General features: G+C 51.6%; 16 protein-coding genes. 11 read left to right on the top strand and 5 right to left on the bottom strand.

Going from position 1 to position 16,754, the window contains the following annotated elements:
• Positions 1 to 26: 26 nt before the first annotated feature.
• The gene (locus tag B7992_RS03780; RefSeq protein WP_073158086.1) at positions 27 to 1,700 is read right to left on the bottom strand and encodes a sodium-dependent transporter; all 1,674 of its coding nucleotides are present in this window, start codon (positions 1,698 to 1,700) and stop codon (positions 27 to 29) included.
• A gap of 228 nt (positions 1,701 to 1,928) precedes the next feature.
• On the opposite strand from B7992_RS03780, the gene B7992_RS03775 reads away from it, so the two are divergent.
• From B7992_RS03775 to radA, 4 genes are all read left to right on the top strand, one after another.
• Entirely contained in the window at positions 1,929 to 2,663 is a 735-nt protein-coding gene (locus tag B7992_RS03775; RefSeq protein WP_073234855.1) for an SDR family oxidoreductase, read from the top strand.
• A 159-nt stretch (positions 2,664 to 2,822) separates the two neighbouring features.
• Positions 2,823 to 3,386, top strand: coding sequence for a CMP deaminase (locus B7992_RS03770; protein WP_073158092.1), 564 nt, complete (start codon positions 2,823 to 2,825; stop codon positions 3,384 to 3,386).
• Positions 3,387 to 3,407: 21 nt separating this feature from the next.
• Positions 3,408 to 4,286, top strand: a complete 879-nt coding sequence (locus B7992_RS03765; protein ID WP_073158095.1) for a hypothetical protein — start codon at positions 3,408 to 3,410, stop codon at positions 4,284 to 4,286.
• Positions 4,287 to 4,509: 223 nt separating this feature from the next.
• A complete protein-coding gene (gene radA, locus B7992_RS03760; protein WP_088665591.1) occupies positions 4,510 to 5,907 on the top strand; it encodes a DNA repair protein RadA in 1,398 nt (465 codons plus the stop codon).
• A gap of 111 nt (positions 5,908 to 6,018) precedes the next feature.
• Here the strand turns inward: radA and B7992_RS03755 are convergent, their stop codons facing one another.
• Positions 6,019 to 7,425: a pentapeptide repeat-containing protein gene (locus B7992_RS03755; protein ID WP_254917596.1), complete on the bottom strand. Its 1,407-nt coding sequence runs from the start codon at positions 7,423 to 7,425 to the stop codon at positions 6,019 to 6,021.
• 126 nt (positions 7,426 to 7,551) lie between these two features.
• On the opposite strand from B7992_RS03755, the gene B7992_RS03750 reads away from it, so the two are divergent.
• From B7992_RS03750 to B7992_RS03740, 3 genes are read left to right on the top strand one after another with little or no spacing between them, the layout of a single operon-like run.
• Positions 7,552 to 8,760 (top strand): NAD(P)/FAD-dependent oxidoreductase, encoded by a 1,209-nt coding sequence (locus B7992_RS03750; RefSeq protein WP_088665590.1) that lies wholly within the window; start codon positions 7,552 to 7,554, stop codon positions 8,758 to 8,760.
• A gap of 6 nt (positions 8,761 to 8,766) precedes the next feature.
• On the top strand, positions 8,767 to 9,213 hold the full coding sequence (locus tag B7992_RS03745) for a SufE family protein (protein ID WP_073158103.1): 447 nt from the start codon (positions 8,767 to 8,769) through the stop codon (positions 9,211 to 9,213).
• Between the two features lie 36 nt (positions 9,214 to 9,249).
• A complete protein-coding gene (locus B7992_RS03740; protein ID WP_073234864.1) occupies positions 9,250 to 9,846 on the top strand; it encodes a hypothetical protein in 597 nt (198 codons plus the stop codon).
• Positions 9,847 to 9,947: 101 nt separating this feature from the next.
• Here the strand turns inward: B7992_RS03740 and tsaE are convergent, their stop codons facing one another.
• Together tsaE and nspC are read right to left on the bottom strand one after the other, a co-directional pair.
• Positions 9,948 to 10,355 carry a tRNA (adenosine(37)-N6)-threonylcarbamoyltransferase complex ATPase subunit type 1 TsaE gene (gene tsaE, locus B7992_RS03735; protein WP_073158109.1) on the bottom strand — a complete coding sequence of 136 codons (408 nt, stop codon included), beginning with the start codon at positions 10,353 to 10,355 and terminating at the stop codon, positions 9,948 to 9,950.
• Positions 10,356 to 10,651: 296 nt separating this feature from the next.
• Positions 10,652 to 11,779: a carboxynorspermidine decarboxylase gene (gene nspC / locus B7992_RS03730; RefSeq protein ID WP_088665589.1), complete on the bottom strand. Its 1,128-nt coding sequence runs from the start codon at positions 11,777 to 11,779 to the stop codon at positions 10,652 to 10,654.
• A gap of 71 nt (positions 11,780 to 11,850) precedes the next feature.
• Here nspC and B7992_RS03725 point away from each other — a divergent pair, with 71 nt between their 5' ends.
• The 4 genes from B7992_RS03725 to B7992_RS03710 are packed head-to-tail and all read left to right on the top strand — an operon-like array spanning position 11,851 to position 15,381.
• Positions 11,851 to 12,618 carry a hypothetical protein gene (locus tag B7992_RS03725; protein WP_073234867.1) on the top strand — a complete coding sequence of 256 codons (768 nt, stop codon included), beginning with the start codon at positions 11,851 to 11,853 and terminating at the stop codon, positions 12,616 to 12,618.
• Positions 12,619 to 12,640: 22 nt separating this feature from the next.
• Positions 12,641 to 13,624: an iron ABC transporter permease gene (locus tag B7992_RS03720; protein WP_073158117.1), complete on the top strand. Its 984-nt coding sequence runs from the start codon at positions 12,641 to 12,643 to the stop codon at positions 13,622 to 13,624.
• Entirely contained in the window at positions 13,624 to 14,343 is a 720-nt protein-coding gene (locus B7992_RS03715; RefSeq protein ID WP_088665588.1) for an ABC transporter ATP-binding protein, read from the top strand. Before B7992_RS03720 ends, B7992_RS03715 begins: the two co-directional genes overlap by 1 nt.
• A gap of 3 nt (positions 14,344 to 14,346) precedes the next feature.
• Positions 14,347 to 15,381 (top strand): TraB/GumN family protein, encoded by a 1,035-nt coding sequence (locus B7992_RS03710; RefSeq protein WP_073158120.1) that lies wholly within the window; start codon positions 14,347 to 14,349, stop codon positions 15,379 to 15,381.
• Here the strand turns inward: B7992_RS03710 and B7992_RS03705 are convergent, their stop codons facing one another.
• Positions 15,382 to 16,713: a sigma-54-dependent Fis family transcriptional regulator gene (locus B7992_RS03705; protein ID WP_254917595.1), complete on the bottom strand. Its 1,332-nt coding sequence runs from the start codon at positions 16,711 to 16,713 to the stop codon at positions 15,382 to 15,384.
• Positions 16,714 to 16,754: the final 41 nt, after the last annotated feature.

Genomic DNA, 16,754 nt, shown 5'->3' with positions numbered 1-16,754 from the left:
GAGACCGCCGGTAGTGAGTTCCATAGTTAGACCTCCATGTTTGACGAACGTTCAGTGTCGGAATTACCCACAGACATGTTCTGTTTGTGGTGGTTCTTGGGGGGCTGGTCTGCGGGATCACCCTTGCGCCAAGCAAAGTAGATGAGCACGTTCAAGAGAATGGTCAGGACCAGCAAGAAAATACGGATGCCCCAGGTAAAGGAAATCTGACTCATTTCGCAACCCAGGAAAGTGACCATGGCGTCTGCAGGTACGTTCTGCAGGCTGACTACGGCCCAACCGTCGTGGATCAGCCAGGCGACCAGCACTACGGCCAAGTAGATCGGGCATACAAATCGGATAATGAATCTGAAGAACTTGGGAAGCTTGATGGCGGCACCTTCGTTCATCAGGGCGAAGGCCTCGCTCTCCGGATTGCCGTTTTCGTCCTTGACGGTTGCGGACTTGCGTCTGCCCAAGACAATGGAGAAGACGATTGCCTGGATGGTGCCGATAAATACCAGCAGGAAGCTGCCTCCCCAGAAATCGAATTCATCTACGGCACCGGCTGCAAGACCGAAGATGCCTACGAGACCGCCCAGGAAGGTTACGATACTGACAGATGTGATTGCGCCCTTGCGGGTCTGCTTCAAGTCGTCTTCGCAGAAACTGATCAGGGGCTGGATAATGGAGATGGCGCTAGTGACGCCGGCAATGAACAGCATGGCGAACCACAGAGTCTGGAAGAATCCGCCAAAGGGCAGCTGACCGAATACGAAAGGCATGGTCTGGAAGCCCAGGCCGAAGGTTCCGAGCTTTGCGCATTCTTCGATGTTGTTGCCTGCAATAAGAACGGCCATGGGAATCACGATGGTGCCGCCCAGGATGATTTCTGCAAAACCGTTGGTGGCGCCTGCGGTAAGAGACGAGAGAACCAGGTCTTCCTTGGGTCTGAGGTAGCTGGCGTAGCAGAAAACGATACCCATGCCCAGACTCATGGTAAAGAACACCTGACCAGAAGCGGCGAGCCATACCGTGGGGTTGGTAATTTCAGACAGGTTCGGATTCCACACAAAGGCGAGACCCTTACCGATGCCGTCAATTGTCAGAACGCGTCCCACCAGAATCAAACCCATAATCAGCAAAATTGGCATGGTAATCTTGTTGACTCGTTCGATACCCTTGCGCACACCGAAGGAAAGCAGTGCCATGTTGCAGGCGAAAGTAATCAGGAAGAAAACGATGGCGGCAGGGAAGGGACCCAGCTGGGTGTTCAGCATAATATAGTTGCCGAAGAATTCCTTCATGGGGCCATATCCACCCTTAACCACATCCATCAAGATTCCGGTTGCAGAATAATAGGTGAATGCCAGAATCCAGGACTGGATGAACATATAATAGAAGGTAATGAACAGCGGAGGCAGAATGCAGAGGGAGCCCAAGTGCTTTGCCCAGGGTTTCTGACCTAGAATATAGTGGAAACCGCCCGGAGCCGTACCATGACGCCTACCGCCGGCAGCGCGGCCCAGAGTCCATTCCATCCAGGACAGAGGAATTCCCAAAAGCAGGAATGCTATCAGGTAAGGGATGATAAAGGAGCCGCCGCCATTTGTTGCAGCCTGAACGGGGAATCGTAAAAAGTTTCCTAAACCAACGGCAGAACCGGCAACGGCGAGAATAACGCCAATCTTTGAGCCCCAGTTGTCTCTAGAATTGTTCATCGTATATGTCCCTAAATAAATTTGGGGTTCAATCTAGAAAAATGTGCCTCTTGTCACATTTAGGTAATAGCTATGTATGCGTTTTTGTAGTGAAATATTGCCCCTTTTACAAGTGTATACAAGATTTGCGTAAAATATTCCCGATTTCTATGATTTTTTGAATATTTTTTGAGCATACAAGACCGGTTTGACAAAAAAGACTGGCTTTTTAAAAAAGGGATTGGACAAATGATTGACGTTAAGGGTAAATGGACCTTGATTACTGGCGGTTGCCGCGGTGTAGGTCGTCTAACTGCCATTGAAATGGCCAAGTTGGGCGCAAATATCATTCTTCAGGGTCGTTGCAAGGCTAATGCCGACAAGGTTATCGAAGAACTGAAACCCTATGGTGTTGAAGTCCGCGCTGTTGGCTGCAATCTTGAATCTGAGTCAGAAATTGACGCTGCCCTTGCTGAAATCGACTCCTGGGGCGTTCAGGTAGACCTGGTTTTCAATAATGCCGGTCTTATGAGCCATTATTTCCAGGATTATCTGTCCAATACCATGGAAGATTTCCACCACGCCATGGCTGTGAACTTCTACGCTCCCATCAAGATTGCCTATCATTTCTTGCCGGGTATGATCAAGCGTGGTTTTGGCCGTATGCAGCTCACTACCAGCGGTATCGCCAATGAACCGGAATTGATGGGTTATGCCTGCGCAAAGGCCGCCCTGACCAAGTTCGTCAAGGATTTCGCTGTCAAGCTGAACGGAACCGACGTCATGATGAACGTCATGGATCCGGGTTGGCTCCGTACCGACCTGGGTGGCCCCGCAGCTCCCAACGCTCCCGAAACGGTTATCCCCGGCTCCATGGTGGGTGTCCTCCTGGACGACAAGAAGAGCGGTCGCTGGTTTAGCGCACAGGAATTTACCGGCATGTCTCTTGAAGACGCCGTGAAAAAAGGTGCAGACGTTCAATAAAAGTTCCTCCTAACCCCCAAAAAAGCTGGTGGTGGCTTCGGCTGCCACCAGTTTTTTATTGTCTTCCTGAGTTCCGCAAGGTGTTGATAAATGCGTTTTTGTTGTCATCCTGTGCGTTAGCGAAGGATCCAGTAAAACTTTTATTATATATTTAGCGCCATGAACAAGGAACCTTCCCGTACACAGCTTCGCGACGAAGTCTACACCCAGATGATGGTGGCCCAGGCTCGTCTTTCCAAGGATCAGAACACTCAGATGGGAGCCATCCTGGTATCTCCCGAGGGGCGCGTCATCAGTACTGGTTACAATGGTGCTCCTGCCGGTTTTGACGACGAAACAGTCCCCTACACTCGCGAAAAGCAGTTGTTGGCCTACGACCTGCTGGATGCTGATTCCGGTGAACTCCTGAGCCATCACGAGTTCGAGGCTAATAAGTATCCCTTCATGGTACATGCCGAAATCAATGCCCTGCATTATGCCCGCGGTAAGGTACCTGCAGGTTCCAAGCTGTACGTGATTGGATTCCCCTGTGAAAGGTGTGCTCTGGATGTAAGCCTTTCCGGTGTTTCTGAAGTCTTTGTCACGAAGGACGATTACGATCCTAAGTCCACCTTGAACAACAGTCGCGACACCGCCTACTACATGTTCGCCCAGGCACACATTGTTGTGACTCTGTGCGGTAAACGTATTCGCCCTGTTGTTTCAAAGCCTGCGAAGGCGTAAAAATTTTTTTGGAGGTTAGTCATGAGGAAGTTATTTCTTCTTTCTTTATTCTGTGCAGCGACTGTTTTTGCGCAGCAAGATGATTCGGATGCCCTGGATTTCGCAGACGAAAACAGTGCGTCTGTTTCTGCACCGGCTCCGTCAACGTATGCGGAACCTGCATCTGCGTCATCCCCTTCCAAGTGCTCGGTTTATTCTCCGTGTGCAAACACCGCTGAATCCAACACGGCATCCGGTCAACTTGTAGCCCAGGTGCAGACGGCTCCTGCCAGAAGCGCCTTCTTCCTTGACCTTACCTTGGGTATTATGTGGAATAGTTACAGTCGTGAAACGGTGTATCGTAGCTATGCCAGCTATTACAATGATTATTATAATCGTGATCAGATGGAGCGGGAATACTCTGGTTTGGGTCCGATACTTGGTTTGAAAATTGGTGGCAACATTCGTGGCTGGGCTGCACCTCATTTTGTAATGGAATTTGGCAGATCTTATGGTGAAACAGAAGAAGAATACTATGATTCCGATGAGAACGAGTATCGTAAGGCCAAGACCAGCGCCTTTAGATTTTTCATTGGTGGTGGTGTGACATGTTTCCTTAGCAATGACCCGCAGTCTGCTTCAAGCGGCGTTTTCCTGGGGCTGGATTTCGGTTTCGTTTTGTCTGCTGCCCAGAAGCACATTTCCTGGGATGACGTTGAGGATGTGGGGGGCATTGATGACGTGGCCGTCGGAATCAAGTTTGAAACAGGATATGTGTGGAGAATGGCGGATCACTTCAATATTGGTTTCACATGGTCCCTGAGTATTGATGACGCTGTTGATGATAACGATAGCGATTATCGCAGGGAAGAATCTTCCATGTATACCGTTGGGTTCGCTCTCACTATCATGAGAAAGTAATGGTGAACAAGTTTTCTGTGTTGGCGGTTTCGTAGGCTATGTCGCCACTGCCGTCATGTCGTTGGATGATAATAGCTGGGCTGGATTTGGTTCAGGTTTCCAGGTTGAAATTCCTGCGTCTCACCCGAGGTTAATGGGGGAGAGTCGGGCAAAGTTCCGCTAATTGTTAAGAAAAAAGTCCGTTGACAGAAAATGTCAACGGACTTTTGTTATATTGGTGCACATGGTAGCAGTAAGTAAGTCTAAGAAAGAAATTGAGTTCCTCTGTACGGAATGCGGCAATACTACGCCGAAGTGGGCCGGAAAGTGCCCGTTCTGTGGTGCCTGGAGCACCCTCAAGGAACATGCTATAGAAAAGCTGGATGTGGCTGCCGGTCGAGGTGGTCGCGGTTTGGGAGGCCCCGTGCATAAGGTGGTGGCCCTGCGAGATGTGGCCACGGAAGATACGAAACGTCTGAGTACTGCAAACACGGAATTCGACCGGGTCCTTGGAGGCGGCTTTGCTCCAGGCAGTCTTGTTCTGATTGGTGGCGATCCCGGAATTGGTAAATCGACTCTTGTGTTGACGACTCTCGCTACCATGAATGCGGCTGGCGTCAAGGCGCTGTACGTCAGTGGCGAAGAAAGCGCCTGTCAGGTTAAACTCCGTAGCGAACGTCTGAACGTGGCTGGCTCCGATATGCTACTGCTCTGTGAGACCAGCCTCGAAAAGATTATTCAGCAGGCAAACGAAATCAAACCGCAAATATTGGTAATCGACTCCATTCAGACTGTGTATAAGGGCGATCTTTCAGGAACGCCCGGGTCCGCGGCGCAACTTCGTGAATGTACTCTGGACTTGATGGTCTGGGCGAAAAACTCAGGCTGCATTACCATCTTGATTGGCCATGTTACCAAGGACGGCCAGATTGCTGGCCCCCGTATTCTGGAACATATGGTGGATACCGTGGTCTATTTCGAAGGCGACCGGAATCATCAATACCGTCTTCTTCGAACCATAAAGAATCGTTTTGGCGCTACCGACGAAATCGGCGTCTTTGAAATGACGGGCCACGGGCTGGCTTCCGTCCCAAATCCTAGCAAGGTGTTCTTGCAGGAAGGCGTTCCGCCTACTCCGGGGAGTGTCGTGTGCTGTACCATGGAAGGGTCAAGGGCGCTGCTCTTTGAAACTCAGGCCCTTGTGAATCAGACTACCTTTGCGGTTCCTCAGCGGGTGGCGGCGGGTATCGATGCCAAGAGGCTCACTATCATACTGGCCCTGCTTGAAAAGTTTGGCGGTATCACAATCGGGGCGTCCGATGTATTTGCAAGCATTGCCGGGGGCATGAAGGTGAACGATACTTCGTCGGATTTGGCCTTGGCTCTAGCTATAGCCAGCAACCACTTGGGAATTCCGTTATCCCGTCAGACTATTGCCATCGGTGAACTAGGTCTGTCTGGCGAAATCCGCAGCGTAAGTCTGCTGGATCAGCGTCTTAAAGAGGCCGGTCGACTGGGAATGTCCGAAGCGATCGTTCCTGCGTCTGGAGCGGATCCGTCCCGCGAGGGTGGTCGTTCCCTTAAGGTGGTCCGCGTAAAGACCTTGGGTGAGGCCATAGCCTGGCTGATGGATAAAAAGTAGATGTAAAAAGCTAATGCTGCTTTGACTGTGAACATCAAAAAAACACCCTGCGATGCAGGGTGTTTTTAAGTTCTATAAAATCCGCTTTGGTTTTAAGAAGCAAAGAAGAAATTAGTCTTCGTCGTCGGATTTTCTCTTCTTCTTTTTCTTCTTGGGCATTGCGTCGTCTGCTACAGAAGACTTCTTGCCTTCGACCTTGATGTCAGCAGCCTTTTCGCCGCGCTTGGTGAAGCCGTACTGACGAGGATCGAAACCGGAGGGGAAGACGGTCTTGTTATCGTAGATCACCTTCTTGGCGGTGAACTTTTCGATCTTAGCGCCATCCAGGTTTGCACCGGAGAAGTCAACGTCGTTCATCTTGGTGTCGGCGTCGATCTTGATGCCCTGCATGTTGGCATTGGTGAAGTTAACCATTTCCAGCTTAGCGCCGGCGAAGCTTACGCCGCCCATCTGAGCGAGGATGAAGTCGGAACGTTCGATGGTGGAGTTGGCGAAGTTGGCCTTGGTCAGGTCAGCCTTGTCGAAAATGTTCTTACGGACGTAAGCACCGTCGAAGACAGCCTTCAGGAGTTCAGCTTCCTTAAAGTCGTTCTTGCTAACTTCGGTGTCGAAGAAAGAGGTCTTGCTCATCTTGGACTTGTTGAATTCGCTCTTGGAAACGGAGCCCTTGTCGAATACAACACCGGTCAGGTCCTGGCCGCTGAACTTCATGTTCTTGACGGTGGACTGAGCGAACTTGGCCTTCTGGAGCTGGGCCTTAGAAAGGTCAACATCGTTAAAGGTGGTCAGAGAAAGGTCTGCGTCCTGCAGATTGACGTTCTTGAAGTCTGCACCGCTGAATTCAGCCTGGGAAAGACCGGCCTTGGCGAAGTTAACGTCAACCAGGTCCACGCCCTTGAAGTTTGCTGCAATCAGGTTACAGGCGGTAAAGTCGGTCTTGACCATGGTGGTCTTGCGGAGGTCTGCACCAGCCATCAAGGAACGAGAGAAGTTGGTGTTGGTCAGGTTGGCCTTGTAGAAGTTTGCACCGGTAAGGTCAACGTCCATGACAGAAGCCTGAGTGAGGTCAGACTTTTCGAAATTGGTGTTTTCGTCTACCTTCATAGCGTCCAGACGGGCATTCTTCATGTTGGTCTGGGGGAACTGGCTACCCAGGAGGGTTGCACGGTAGAGGTTTGCGCCTTCAAGGTTTGCACCTTCGAAAGAGGAGTTACGAATGTCTGCGCCGCTGATGACGACCTTTTCGAGGTTGGCGTCTTCGAAGCTAGCGTCGCTAATCACAGCGTTCTGGAAAGAAACTTCCTGGAGGCTTGCCTTTGTAAAGTTGGGGCCTTCGCCAGTAGCACGGCGGAAGTCGGTGGTGTTCTTGACTGCCTTAGCCTTGCTGAAGTTGAAGCCATCGATACGCTTGTTACTGAAAGAAACGTTCAGATCCTTGCCTGCCCAGTTGTCCTGTGCGAATACGTTCAGTGCAAGTGCACTAACAAGGCAAAGGCCAAACTTTGAAACTCTCTTCATATTCATATATAACATTCCCTTTGAGGATAAACCAGATAACGGATAGCCCTAAAATAACTAAATAATTTGCAAAACTGCAAGACTTTTAAAAAAACTCTATAAATAAAAGCTAACTTGTAGGGCGAAATGAGCAATTTTTCGTCAAAACAGTACGATGTGGTGGTCTGTGGGGCCGGTCCTGCAGGCTTGATGGCTGCCTGCACCCTTGGACGTCTGGTTCAAAAGGAGACTTCCGGTGCTAGACGGGTCTTGCTTCTAGATAAAAAGGAACCTTGGAAAGAGCCTATTTTCTGTGCCGAAGCGGTATCTTCTCGGCGTCTGAAGGCCCTTTGGCCTGTGGATCCCTCCTTTGTTCGCGGAAACCTGTCCGGGATTTATTTTACCTCTCCCAAACGTTACCGCGCCGAGTTTTATAGTAAGGATTGTGGTTATCAGCTGAATCGCTCCGCTCTGCACAAGAATATTGCCGACGAATGCGTCAAGGCTGGTGTGGAATGTCATTTTGACTCCGTGGTCAAGAAGCTGGATCGCACCGAAAACGGTTGGAATGTGGTGGTATCTTCCAAGGGTGTCGAAGAAACCCTAAGTTCTACCCTTATTATAGACTGCTCTGGCCCCGGTGCCAAGCTGACCCGTGGAATCCCCTGCCTCGAGGGCATGGAAGACGGTGCCACTGATCTTGAACCTGCAGTCTTTGCGGTGGCCGAGGGCATTCCTCATAGCCGTGAACATATTGAATTGTTCTTCGGTAGTGAATTTAAGGACGGCTACGGCTGGATCTTCCCCCGTGACGGCAAGGAAGTAAATATTGGTTTTGTGCTGGGGAAGGACGTTCGTAACGAGGGTTCCCTCCGCCAGAAACTTCTTGATTTTATCGCTCGCGACTATCCTGGCTCTACGGTCAAGGCTGTCTACGGGGGCATGATTGCCTGCGGACAGTCCCATAAGCCGATCGCCAAGTGCGGTCTCTTTAAGGCCGGCGATTCTGCCAGCTGCGTCAATCCCATTAGCCGTTCCGGCATTACGGAATCCCTCCTTTGCGGTAAGATTGTGGCCGAGGCTGCCATGGAATGGTTGCAGGATTCTGGCGAAAACCGTGAAGCGATCGAGGCCCGCGCCCACCAGCGCTGGATGCAGGAAATGGGCAAGTCCCATATGCAGATTGCCCGCGGAAAGCCTGGCTTCAACAAGATTACAGACGAGCAGTTCGACAAGGCTGCCTTGCGTCTGTCCAAGTTGCCTAAAGAGAAGCAGACTCTGTTCCGCATATTCTTTAACGTCCTGTGGGCAAGTCCGTCCTTAGTCTGGAAACTCAGGTCATTCCTCCACTGGTAGTCTAGTATGTCTGAAATTATCGAAAAACGTCTCGAGGAAGTTCGAACCAAGTTCGCTGGCTTCACCGATCCCGATGACAAGTGGAAGTTCATCCTTGATCTGGCTAAGGCCCACAAGGGGATGGACGCCGCTCTTAAGGCAGAAAAGTTCATTATTTCTGGTTGCGCATCCACCATGTACCTGGTTCCTAATTTTGACGGAAACCTGCTCCATTTTGAAATGGATGTGGAAGGCGGCACTACGAATCCCCTGATCAGCCGTGGTCTGGGAGCCCTGGCCCTCAAGATTTATAATGATACCGCTCCGGCTGACATTCTGGCGGTGGACCCGAAGTTCTTTCAGGACATTGGTCTAAACGTTGGACTTTCACCTACAAGGTCTAACGGTTTTGCGAGCCTTGTAAAGCAGATTTATTTGTACGCCCGAGTCTTTGCTGCTCTGGCCAAGAAGTAGAAGAACGCGATTTATAAAAGTAAAGGATAAAGGAAAATGTCTTTTAGTTTCTTGAATGGAAAGAGCCCCTTTGACGAGGCTGAAGAACGCCTGGAAGCTGGCGAAACCGTTAACGGCAAGCCGAAGATGCCTGTGGCTCCTGTCATGGGTTGGCAGGATGGTGTTACCCTCCTGGTGATTATTGCCCTGGTTGTTGGTGGCTACCAGTACTATCAGTATGCCAAGCGCACCAGTGCAGAAGCCTTCGCTACCTGCGAAACTCTTTATACTGCAGCTCAGACCGATGCGTCCAAGTATGTCGAAATGGAAAAGTGCTATGAGGCTACCTGGGATCTGGGTTTTGTAAGCGATACTCTGGAAGTGGTTCGCCAGAACCGCCTGGGCGAAGTGGAAGATATGCGTACTGCCCAGAAGGATTTGCTGGCTAGCGCCAATGCCGCTTTCGACAAGGGCGATACCGCCGCCGCAGTCAAGATCGTGACCGAATACAAGGGTGCTATGCTTCTGTACACGGGCGACCAGTCTGAATGGGATGAAATCGCAAAGTTTGCGACTGCCGCTCCTGCTGCCGAAAAGGTTGCAGAACCCGCCGCAGAAAAGGCTGCTGAACCTGCAGCTGATGCTCAGAAGTAATTCTTGTCAAAAGGTTTGCTGAACTGAAAAACACCGCAATGAAATGCGGTGTTTTTTGATGTCCACAATATTTTTTAGGACCGTCTATTTGAGGTTTTGCCTCAACGTTTTTCCAAGTGTATTTCCCGTTCGGTTTCGTTGAGAATGTCGATGCGGATCACGTGGGTGATGCCCGGGTCATTCTCTTCGAGACGTTCCGGCCATTCAATCAGGCTGACACCTTGTTCCAGGTAGTCGGGATCCAGACCCACTTCGTTCAGGTCGGCGCCACCTTCCAGTCGGTAAAGATCGAAATGGAAAATGGGCGGATTGTTGGGGTATTCGTGGAGGATGGTGTAGGTGGGGGAGCATACGGCGCCCTCGAATCCGAGACCCTTGCAGACTCCGCGGCTAATAACCGTCTTGCCTGCACCCAGGTTGCCGAACAGGGCCACCTTGTCGCCTGGTTTCAGGGACTTGCCGAATTCCACGGCCCAAGCATAAGTGGTTTCTTCTGACGTAAACTTCATAATAGTGAACAGTGAAGAGTGAATAGTTTTGAGCGATGAGCAGTGAGTTATGAGTTTTGAGCTGTGAGTTAATAAGTCAGGCGCCTTTGGCGCAGTTATGATAACTCATGGCTCAAAGCTGAATACTCATGGCTGAACAAGGCGCCTTTGGCACGGTTATTAGAAGTTAGTAGGAAGTAGGAAGAGCCGCTGACAAAAAATGCTTACTGCCTACTGTCTACTTTCTAAAAGGAGCCGCAGGCCCCGCCCTCATACCTCGAACCTGAAAGTGAGCTTTGCGAGCGACCTGATACCTGCTACAGCTTGTCCTTGAACTGCTGGTAAGTGAACTTATGGAGCAGGTGGAACTTACCTTGTTCGTCAAACTTGCCTATGCTGGGGTGGCGCACACCGTTGAAGAATGTGGTCTTCACCATGGTATAGTGGATCATGTCTTCGAAGATGATTCGGTCGCCGACCTTCAGGGGTTTGTCGAAGGAGAAGTCGCCCAACTGGTCGCCGGCCAGGCAGGAATTTCCGGTCAGCTTATAGGTGTAGGGCTTTTCGCCGGGGAATGCGGAACCGGTAACGGCAGGGCGGTAGGGCATTTCCAGACAGTCGGGCATATGGGCGCTAATGGAGACGTTCAGTACGGCGATGTCCATTTCGTTGTGGACGATGTCGCCGACTGTGGCTACCAGTTCGCCGGTTTGCCAGCCGACCGCTTCGCCTGGTTCCATGATGACAGTCAGATGGGGGTAACGTCCCATGAAGTCCTTCAGGATGCGGACCAGCTCATCGCGGTGGTAATCCTTGCGGGTGATGTGGTGGCCACCACCGAAGTTGACCCATTTCATCTGGTTCAGATACTTGCCGAAGTGCTGTTCGAATGCCTTCAGTACGCCTTCCAGGGCGTCTGCATCCTGTTCGCAGAGGGCGTGGAAATGGAGACCTTCTATTCCGTCCAGAAGTTCCGGTTTGAACTCGGCTTCGGTGACTCCAAGGCGGCTGAACTTGCCGCAGGGGTTATAAAGGTCGGTTTCTACGGTGGAATACTGGGGATTGACGCGGATGCCTGCAGAAACGCCTGCCTTCAGGGTCTTTTCCTTGAATCGTTGCCACTGGCTGAAGCTGTTAAAGGTAATGTGGCCTGCACAGCTCAAAATTTCGTCGATTTCGTCGTCGTCATACACCGGTGCGAAGACGTGGACTTCCTTTCCCATTTCTTCCTTGGCCAGTTTAGCCTCGTTTAGGCTGCTGGCGGTGGCCCCGGCTAGATATTCGCCGATCAGGGGGAAGGAACGCCAAAAGCTATAACCTTTCAGGGCGCAGATGATTTTTACGCCGGTTTTCTTCTGGATATCGTCCAAAATTTCCATATTTCGGCGGAGACGGGCCTCATCGAGGACAAAACAGGGGGATGGAACTTGAGAATAGTCTAGCATAGGGCCAAAGATAGCCTTTTTTTACACCTTTTTAAACTTTTTTGCTTATGCTTTAACTACATTTAACGGTGATGAGATTTTCTTCTTATAAGCACGTTGTTATTTCGCTGTTGGCTCTGGCTTTTGCCGGAGTGGCAATGGCTCAGTCCGTTCCCTCCAAGGTTGAATCCCAGGTGGTGGCGGCTCCCCGTGGCGCTTCGACTCTTGATGAAATGATCCAGGCAAAACTGGATTCCATGAATCATGCTGTTCCCTCCGTCGGTCCCCGTAACTCTGATAGCCTCGCTAAGGTTCAGGCCGATAGCGTTCGCAGACTGATCAAGGAAGGCAAGTACGTCCAGCGCGCCAAGTACGACAAAAAGAACTTCGACCACTGGAACATCGATACCGTTCTCCAGAAGTCCATGAAGGAAAAGCTGGTGGGCGTGTGGCGCACTCCCATTGTGGCTCACGGTCATGCCTTCCGCGATGCTGAACTCCGTTTCTGCATGAACGATACCTTGATTGGTGTTACCCGTACTTATTCCGATTCCGGTCGTTATCAGATGACTGGTGAATATGTGTTCAAGGCCCGCTACCGCTTTGATTCTGACCGTTCTCTGGTCAGCCGCGAAGTGTTCAGCGACCGTAAGGTGGTCCGTTGGGACTTTATCACCTTCGATATTACCGATGGTGCTCTTGAATACAACCTGAACAAGCTGGAATTCCGTGACCTGAACGATAACTGGCTCAACGCTCTGCAGGGCTTTGATAACGTTCCTCCCGAAGTTTATAATCGCGACGAAAAGGGCTCTGCCGAAATGAAGCGCGAATACGAAAACAGCAAGAAGAAAAAGTAATTGCGGTTTGGGGCCAAGCGCCATGAGCCGAAATTCTTCGAAAATTTCTAGAGCAGTTGTTGGCTTTGTAGTGCTAACACTGCTCTTTCTGTTTTTTGCGGCCCTGACCTTGACCGCCGGTTCAACCTCCATCAGCTGGTCGGACCTGGGGTTCAGGAACGTTCCCTACCAGAATATGGCTGCCCAGATTTTCTGGGAAATCCGCTTCCCTCGACTGGTGGCGGCGGTTCTGTCTGGTGTGGCGTTGGCGGTTTCGGGCCTGGCTTTGCAGACCTTATTCCGTAACCCGCTGGCGGGACCTTTTGTGCTGGGTATTAGCAGCGGGGCTAGTCTGGGTGTTGCCCTTTCACTGTTGGCGGGTCTTAGCTTTGGACACTTTGGCGTGCTGGGGGCTGCGGCGGTGGGCGCTCTCGGTGTGACGTTCCTGGTGATGGCGGTGTCTACCCGCTTTAGAAATTCCACGGTGCTCCTTGTGGTGGGGCTGCTGGTAGGGTACTTCATCGACGCCGTGATTAGCCTCTTGATCGTGAACAGCGATGCGGAATCCTTGCGGGTTTACGTGAGCTGGGGCATGGGAAGTTTTGGACGTCTAACTTATGACGGGGTCTGGATTTTTGCGGCTGCGGTGGCGGTTGGACTTGGGCTGGTGGTGTGTGCCATGCGGTACTTGAATGCCGTGCGCCTGGGGGATGATTTTGCCCGAGGTCTGGGTGTGAATGTACGTTTGGGCCGCGGTCTTGTTCTGCTGGGAACTTCCATCCTGGCGGCATCGGCCACGGCTTTTTGCGGCCCGGTGGCTTTCGTTGGAATCGCGGTTCCTCACCTGGCTTTTATGTTGTTCAAAATCAGCAACCATCGCGTGCTGATTCCTGGGGCGGCCTTGTGCGGTGCTGTGCTTTGCCTGGCCGCAAGCCTCTTCATGACTTTGCCCTTGAATGCGGTTCTTAGCCTGGTGGGCGTTCCCGTGGTGCTGTGGGTGATTATCCGTGGTGGGAGGGGGCGCTGATGGCGGAATTGCTGAAGTGTGAAAATCTTTGCTTTGGGTATGGCGGTTCTGGTTTTGCGGCACCCCTGAATTTTGAACTGCAGCCTGGCGAAGTGGTGGCACTGATGGGCCGCAACGGTTCCGGCAAGAGTACCTTGCTGAAAACTTTGTGCGGTCGGATTCCCGCCCTGGGCGGAACTATAAAGGTTTGCGGGACCTGTCTGAATTCCCTAAAAACTATGGATCTTGCAAAGCTGATCGCCTATATTTCCATTAGCAAGGCCGCTCCGGATCGGATGACCGTCCGTGAATTCGTGGGGCTCGGCCGCATGCCTTACAGCGGTTTTCTGGATGGCCGTACTGCCGAGGACGTGAAGATTGTGGATGAATCCCTGGAACTTTTGGAACTTTCCGGTTTTGGGGACCGCTATGTTTGCGAACTGAGCGATGGCGAACGGAGCCGCGTGTATTTGGCTATGGCCCTGGCCCAACAGGTGAAGGTCTTGTTGTTGGATGAGCCTAACGCGTTTTTGGATATTCCCTGGAGCCATCAGCTTTTTAGGACTCTGCGCACTATTGCGGCGGAACGTGGCGTGGGAATTTTGGTGTCGACCCATTCCTTGGATTTTGCAGAAAAATATTGCCAGCGCGTGATGGTCGTTGGGGACCGTAGCGTTTCTGTAGAAAATTGGGAAGGGGCGCGAGCCGGGGGCTTGCTGGACTGGACAAAGGGGGAATAGCTTATGGGGAATGCAAATTTTTTGAAGTGCGTTATTCTGGGCTGCTTATTTATTCTGGCGGGGTGCGCCGGGAACAAGGCCCCAGAGGTGTCCGCTGAAGTTCCTGCAGAAAGTTCCGTTTCGCCGGCTCTAAAGGGAATTGAGGAGCCGGCCGGGGAGAAGCATTTCTTCTGGAAAGTTTCCGACGAAAATTCCAGCGTGTGGGTTTTGGGTAGCGTTCATTTTGCGGACTCGACTTTTTATCCGCTGGATTCCGTGATTGAAACGGCCTTTGTCGCTTCAGAGGAACTGGCGGTAGAAATTAATCTGAATGACGATTCCACCAGCAACGAAGTTTCGTCGAAGATGATGCAGGACGGCTTGCTGCCTGCGGGGGTGACCTTGAATTCTGTGCTGCCCCGTAATGTCTGGAATTCCCTGGACAGCCTGTGCGCGGCCTGGAACTTTCCTGTGATGGCCTTGCAGCGTTTGCGCCCCTGGTTTGCGGCCACGACTTTAAGCGCCGTTGCCATTCAGCGGGCTGGCATCCAGGCGGAATACGGAATTGACGTCGTTCTGATGGACCGTGCCGCTACCGATGGGAAGGCCATTGTGGGCTTGGAAACTGCCGAGGATCAGGTGAGTGCCCTTTCTGGAACGGGGAAAGATTCCGATGAATCGCAGTCGGATTCCGCGGGCGTTTACTATCTGAAGACAACCCTGCGTGAAATTGCGGGGCTGGATTCTATGGTGGCGCAAATGATGCGTGCCTGGAAGACTGGCAATGATTCTTTGCTTCGTGTTGTAATGAATGCTGAATTCTGCGACGAAAAATCCGGTAATTGCGAAGGTGATTCCGAGTCCGAAAAGAAAATGAAGGCGGACTTGGAAGAACGAATTTATACCAGTCGCAATGCCAAGATGGCAGGCTCCATTGCGCAGTTCCTTGAAGAAGACAGAAATGTATTTGTGGTAATCGGGGCTGCCCACTTGGCCTTGGATGAAGACAACGTGATAGAACTGCTTCGCCGTAAGGGCTTTAGAATCCAGCGATTCTAATTATTTTAAATCTTTCACATCGATGCCGAGGTGGCTCAGACGGTTGTAGAGGGCGGTGCGCAATAGGCCCAGCTGTTCGGCGGTGGCGCGTACAGAACCGTTGTTTTCGCGGATCTTGTTCCTAAGGAATTCCCGTTCCTGGTCCAGTTGCATTTCGCGGAATTCGTCGTAGGTTTCGGCTGCGGGAATGTCCTGGATCTTGGGGGAATCCTGGGGTTCGTCCAACTGTAAATCTTCGGGAGAAATGAGGGTGGACGTTGCGAAACAGAGGGCTCGCTGGATGACGTTTTCCAGTTCGCGGATGTTGCCGGGCCAGGGGTGGTTTTGCAGTTTTTCCAGGGCGGCCCTGGAAAGGGTGAACTGCTCGCCGGGGGCCTGATACTGCTGGATGAAATAGTTGGCCAGATCCTCGATATCTTCGCGGCGTTCGCGGAGGGGTGATATCTTGAGGGGGATGACGCTGAGACGGTAGTAAAGGTCTTCGCGGAAAGTCTTGTTGCGGACGGCTTCCTTTAGGTCGCGATTGGTTGCCGCGATGAATCGCACGTCGATATGCTTTGTCTTGTTGGCTCCGATGGGGCGGATTTCCTTGTTCTGCAGCACTCGCAGCAGTTTGACCTGGGTGTGCAACGGCATATCGCCAATTTCGTCTAGGAAGATGGCGCCTCCATCGGCGGCTTCGAAAAGGCCGATGCGTTCGTTCTGGGCGCCGGTAAAGGCTCCGCGGGTGTGGCCGAACAGTTCGCTTTCAAAAAGGTTGTCGGGAATGGCGCTGCAGTTGACCGTTACGAACTTGTCGTAGACGCAGGAGACGGCTCGGGCAATCAGTTCCTTACCGACGCCGGTTTCGCCCTGGATCAGTACGGGGCCGGTGTGGATAATGGCGCGTTCTACGGATTTGCGCAGCTTTTGCATGGCGTCGCTGTTTCCTACCAGATGGCTCATGCGTTCGCTAAAGACTTTGCGGGCGTTGTAGATTTCCTTTAGTTTGGAAATCTTGCTCATCAGATGAAGCTTTATGGCTTCGACAGATAGGATGATATCATACAGTTTATTGGAAAGTTCGCTGTACCTGTCCAGCGATTCCCCATAAACAAGAATCAATGTGTCCGGATTCTTTTCGCGAATTTGGGTCAGTGCCTGTAAGTTGTCGCTAAAGGAATCCAGATCCCAGATGACGAGGGGGCTTAATTTGTCGACGGACTTTAAAAGAAAATCCGCACCCGCGTAGGTGTCGGTAATGTGCAGGTTGACATCGTAATTCACCGTGGAGAAAACGTCCTGGATGAACGAGGACGTCGGAGTCTCCTGGGTGAAAAAATCGATGAGCATGATTTAGCGTAAAGCGTAGAGCTTAAAGTAGAAAGAAACTC

The sequence above is a fragment of the Fibrobacter sp. UWH1 genome (assembly GCF_002210365.1).
Lineage (GTDB): Bacteria > Fibrobacterota > Fibrobacteria > Fibrobacterales > Fibrobacteraceae > Fibrobacter.
This window is presented reverse-complemented; position numbering and strand designations above follow the sequence as displayed.